The sequence below is a fragment of the Arthrobacter sp. Dra40 genome (assembly GCF_059091905.1).
This window is the reverse complement of the sequence record NZ_JBNHHB010000299.1, coordinates 1-5,090: the sequence shown is the minus strand read 5'-3', so window position 1 is coordinate 5,090 and position 5,090 is coordinate 1. Positions and strand designations below refer to the sequence as shown.

The 5,090-nt window shown below is 69.0% G+C and carries 4 protein-coding genes; 1 reads left to right on the top strand and 3 read right to left on the bottom strand.

All coding sequences use genetic code 11. From position 1 onward, the window contains the following. Positions 1 to 235 precede the first annotated feature (235 nt). The 3 genes from AC5RWT_RS34335 to AC5RWT_RS34325 form a co-directional block, all read right to left on the bottom strand. Entirely contained in the window at positions 236 to 1,336 is a 1,101-nt protein-coding gene (locus AC5RWT_RS34335) for an NADH:flavin oxidoreductase/NADH oxidase (RefSeq protein WP_494084126.1), read from the bottom strand. A 13-nt stretch (positions 1,337 to 1,349) separates the two neighbouring features. Beyond that, complete coding sequence (locus AC5RWT_RS34330; RefSeq protein ID WP_494084125.1) at positions 1,350 to 2,303, bottom strand: tetratricopeptide repeat protein; 954 nt, start codon at positions 2,301 to 2,303, stop codon at positions 1,350 to 1,352. A gap of 78 nt (positions 2,304 to 2,381) precedes the next feature. Further along, positions 2,382 to 4,175, bottom strand: coding sequence for a DUF8094 domain-containing protein (locus AC5RWT_RS34325; RefSeq protein WP_494084124.1), 1,794 nt, complete (start codon positions 4,173 to 4,175; stop codon positions 2,382 to 2,384). A 313-nt stretch (positions 4,176 to 4,488) separates the two neighbouring features. Here AC5RWT_RS34325 and AC5RWT_RS34320 point away from each other — a divergent pair. Beyond that, positions 4,489 to 5,090 (top strand): AI-2E family transporter (locus tag AC5RWT_RS34320; protein WP_494084123.1); only part of this gene is annotated, 602 nt, incomplete at its 3' end.

Here is a 5,090-nt window from a genome sequence, read left to right as displayed (position 1 = left end):
GGGCGGGAACGGGCGCCTGGCCGGTGCGGGCGTGGACGGCCGCGGGAGCCGGTTCAGCGCCGACACCCGGTGCGGGTACCGGCGCCGGCGACGCCAGGGCGGGTCCGCCGCCGTCCGGGGCGGCTACCGGGCCGCCGTCCTGGTCGTCCGGCTGCTGGACCGGAGGTTGTGATGGGTGCGAAGTCATAGGACCACGCTAACAACGCAGTGTTCGCCCCGGCATCATCCGCAAGGACTAATAATTCTCCGTCACGGCGGCACGCTCGTACTGCGGCGCCCAGGCCAGTTCGTGGCCCAATTCGACGGCGGCGCGCTGCCACCAGTGCGGGTCCCGCAGTGCCGCCCGTGCGAGCAGTACCGCGTCTGCCGCGCCCTCAGTGATGATGGAGTCGGCCTGCGCTGCCCCGGTGATCAGACCGACGGCACCCGTCGGGACGCCGCTCTGGCGCCTGATGGCGGCAGCGAAAGGCACTTGGTAGCCCGGCCGCAGCGGAATTTTGACCCCATGCACCGCACCGCCGCTGGAGACGTCCACCAGGTCCACCCCGCGGGCAGCTGCCTGCGCCACAACGTCGGCCACAGCATCCGGCTCCAAACCGCCGTCTGCCCAGTCGGTGGCGGAAACGCGGAGCAGCAGCGGCATGGCGTCGGGAATGACGCCGCGGACGGCGTCGACCACCTCGAGCAGCAGCCGCGCACGCTTGGCTGCCGTACCGCCCCAGTCGTCGGTCCGGGTGTTGACCAGCGGCGAGAGGAACTGGTGCAGCAGGTAGCCGTGGGCCCCATGGATTTCCATGGTGTCGAAGCCGGCCCAGACGGCACGTGCTGCGGCGTCCCGGAAATCGGCGATGACTTGGCGGATGCCGGACTCGTCCAGGGCAGCCGGCGCATCGTAGCGTCCGAACGCCTCGGCGGTCGGGCCCACGGATTGCCAGCCACCTTGGGCCTGCGGGACGGATCCGGATTCCCGGGCGAAGGGCGCGTAGGTCGAGGCCTTGCGCCCGGCGTGGGCCAGCTGAATGCCGATCTTGGTGTCCGCCGAGCCGTGGCGGTGCACGAACTCGGTGATCCGGCTCCACACCTGGGCCTGCGCGTCGGTCCAGATGCCGGTGTCTTCCGGACTGATCCGGCCGGTCGCGTTGACCGCAGTCGCCTCGGTGAGGATCAGCGCCGCACCGCCGGCGGCGAACTGGCCCAGATGCATGAGGTGCCAGTCGTTCGGCGTCCCGGGCGCATCCTCCGGCCGCACCGAGTATTGGCACATGGGCGCCACCCAGCCGCGGTGCCTCAGCTGTAAGCCGCGCAGTTTCAGCGGTTCGAACAGGCCGCTACCCACAGGAAGCCCCATGCTAAAAGAGCGCCCTGGCCAAAGCCTGCCGGGCCTTGGAGACCCGCGGATCTGCGCTGCCCACCACATCGAACAGCTCCACGAGCCGTGCCCGGGCAGTTTCCCGCTCGTCCCCGGCATGGCGGCTGATGAATCCGACAAGGCGGGCGAAGGCGTCCTCGACATGGCCGCCGGAGACATCCAGGTCGGCTACGGCCAGCTGCGCCTGCAGGTCATCCGGCTGGTCCGCGGCAGCGGCCCGCAGCGCCTGGGCGTCTGCCCCCTGCAGCCGCTGCAGCAGCTGGACCTGGTACAGCCCGGTGCGGGCCTCGTTGTCCGCCGGCTGTTCGGCCAGCGCCTTCTCGTAGGCCTCAGCCGCGCGCCCGTAATCGCCGGCCTCGATGGCGTCGAACGCTTCCTGATGCAGCGGTGGCAGCGGCTTCTCTTCCTCGGCCGGAGCGTCAGCTGCCCCCGGGGCGGTGCCGGTCACGCCATTGGCCTGTGCGACTTTGAGCAGCTCATCGACAAACTGCCGCAGCTCTTCGGCGGATGCTGCACCCTGGAACAACGGGATCGGCTGTCCCTTCAAGAGCGCGACGACAGCCGGCACGCTCTGCAACTGGAAGGCCTGCGCGATGCCCGGACTGGCATCGACGTCCACCCGGGCCAGCACGAAACGGCCCGCGTACTCGTTCACGACCTCCGCCATGGTGGCCGCCAGTTGCTGGGCGAGGTCGCTCCATGACGCGGTCAGTTCAACGATCACGGGGACCTGGGCGGAAAGCTGCACGAGCGCCTGGAAGCTCTGCTCGTTGACCTCGACGGTGTAGCCGGCGGTTTCGCCTTCGCCGGGCGCCCCGGGTGCCGGCATGCCCCCTGCCGGCGGCTGCGGCTTTTTCAGCGCGGACAGGTCAACAGCACCGCGCAGGCTGATGGGAGACGGCGCGGGGCCCTGTCCTGGAGTTGGAGTGGTCATGGCATCACACTAATACGTCTTGGTCGGGGTCAGGAATTTCCTGACCGGGCCGGCGGTGCCCGCCCGGTCAGGCCGATGCTACTTCAGTTTGGCGTCCACCAGGCCCTGGGCAACGCCCACCACGGTGAGCAGTTCCTTTGAACCGGCCGGCGGAACGTACAGGAAGACCGATTCGCCATAGGTCACGTCCACGCCTTTAGTCGTGGAGTCCTCCCCTGCCAGTGCTGCAAACTCGGGAGAGAGTTCCACCGTGGCACCGGCTTCGGCAGGAAGGCTGCTCATCACGGACTTCATGTGGCCGGCCACCACGGCACCGCCGTCTGCGGTGCGCAGCGCCCTGAGTGACTTGCCGTCGATGCTCCGGCTGAAGGAGATATCGGCATTTTCATTGGATTCGACCTGGTCTTTTTGGAACGCCTGGATCTGCTCGGAGAACGTGTTCTTTCCGATCTTGCCCTTATGCGCGCCGTCATCGAGGTTGTCGGCGACCATCTGAACGGCCTTCTGCGGCGAGTAGAGCAAGCCGTCCCCAGCGTCCAGCGGTACCGCCGGGGTGCCACCGCTCTCGGTGGAGACCTGCGGGAAGGTGGTACCCGGCAGCATCTGCAGCGCACCCTCCATCCGGTAGTTCGAGCGCGGATCCTGCTGCACCAGCACGATCACCTGCGGAACGGGGTTGTCCTCGCCTTCGGTGACCGTCACAACGGTCCGTGGCCACTCTGCGCTGGTGCTGACCATCGAGGTCAGGATGGGCCCGGCAGCCACCGGCACGGGAGCCGCGGCCTTGCCGTTTTCAGCCCGCACCGTGTAATTGGCCTCGCGGACCGTCAGCGCAGCTCCGGCGACCCGCGCTTTCAGCTTGCCGGCGTCCTGCGCCGAGTCGGCAGCCTTCACTGCGGCTGCGACCGAATCCATGATCCGTGTCAGCTGGCCCTCCAAGACCACCGGGTAGCCGGCGGCTTCCCCGGCTTCCGGGGATGGAGCTGCCTGGGCGGGGAGCACCGAACCGGTGGCAAGTACGACGGCGGCGCCCGCCGCGGCTGCGGCACGCAGGCCCAGCGCAGGGCGGACCATCAGGGATCGGCGGCCCGCTGCCCGGCCGCTCTCGTCCGGCTTGGCCGCGCCAGACGCGCCGGGCGCCCCGGCCACGGTTCCATCAACGGTGCCAACCGGAACGCTGCCGCCGGAACGGCCCAGCGGCGCCGTCGCCGGTCCCCCTGCGGCGGGGCTGTCGGTTCCGCTCCCGTTTCCGGGGCCTGCATCGTCACCGGTGCCCGGACGGTTCGGGCGTCGGGACACTACGGCCATCGCCACCCCGAGCACCAGCAGCAGGGCTCCGATGATGAGCAGCGCCAGCGACCACGGCACGGAGGTGTCGTTGGGCCAGGTGATGGTCACGGTGGTGGGTGCTGGCTGGGTGCCGTCGGCGGCCAGCAGGATGGACCATTCCCCGTCGGCCGGTGCCAGCCAGCGGTGCTCAACAGTGCCCTTGCCCTGCTGCTGGCTCACCCACAGATCCGATCCGGCCGGGTTGGGCACCTTGGCCTCGCCCTCGGTCACTGTCCCCTGCAGCTCGCCGTCCTCGATGCCGGTCAGGGAGGTGTGCGCCGCCTCCCCGACCCAGGCGTCAACGTCGCCGGCCCGGCCGATGGCCAGCAGGAACTCGCCGTCGGCCTCCACCGTAACGTCCACTTCTTCTTCGTGGACACCAAAGACTTCCGGTTCGATGACGGTCACCGGCGCGGTGGCATCCGCTGCCGTATAGCTGGCTGACGCCCGCTCCGGCGGTGCCCAGACGGTCCGCTGCGCAATGCCCAGCGCGATGGCCAACAGCCCGATCACCATCAGGGCTACTGAAATCTTGAAACGCACAAAAATACCAATCGTCGATCGCTGCAGGAAGGAAGGGCTGCAGGTCCGCCCAAGCCTTCAGGGGCCGGCCGGTTGCCCGCCATCGGTCAAACTTTATAACCCTATGGTAACGAACCGCGTGTGCCGTTCGGGCGAGGCCCGATTCACCCGGCCATGATCGCTGTCCCTGATGCCGGGACATCCGCTGCCTCAGCCCGGCGGACTGGTAGTCTTTCGCTCAGAATTGCCCGTGTCCTGCGCCTATGCTGTTTACCGCGCGACAGAAGCGCCCGCCCGCAGCTTCAGTGGCTGCAGGCGGAAGAGAGGATCTGGCGTGAGCGAACACCGGGACAGCCCGATGCCCCCGGCCGGAGGCGGATCGGCCGCCGAGGGCCGGCGGGCTGCTGCCGATGAGCGTGCCGGAGGAGGCGGATCGGCCGCCGAGGGCCGGCAGCCGGCTGCGAACGAGCGGGCCGGGGCGGTGCCCTCGGTGCCTGTGACGGCGGCGCGCCGGCGTGCAGTCCTGGGCGCCCTCGGGCGTATCGGGGCGTCAATGCCCCGCGCGCGGCCACGCATCCGTTTCGAAATGCCGCCCGAAGATGACGCTCCGGCCGGTGCGCGTCCTGAGCCCGCGAGGTCAGAGTTCTCCCCCGCGCGGCATCCGATTCACTTTGGGTTCATGGCCACGGTCGGCGTGGGTTTCGCCCTGCTGCTCTACTTTGTGCTCACCAATGTGGGGGAACTGCTGGCGTGGATTGCGGCGGCGCTGTTCATTGCCCTGGGGCTGGATCCGATCGTCCGGTGGCTTGAACGCAAGGGGCTCCCGCGTCCGGCCGGCGTCATCATTGTGGTGCTGCTGCTGGCCGGGCTGATCGCTGCGTTCATCTCCACGCTGATCCCCACCATCGTCAATCAGACCACCCAGATCGTGGCCAA

What these genes read in the sequence shown, in the direction of transcription:
- AC5RWT_RS34330 (WP_494084125.1), bottom strand. Translation starts at nt 2,303, where the DNA reads ATGACCACTCCAACTCCAGGACAGGGCCCCGCGCCGTCTCCCATCAGC.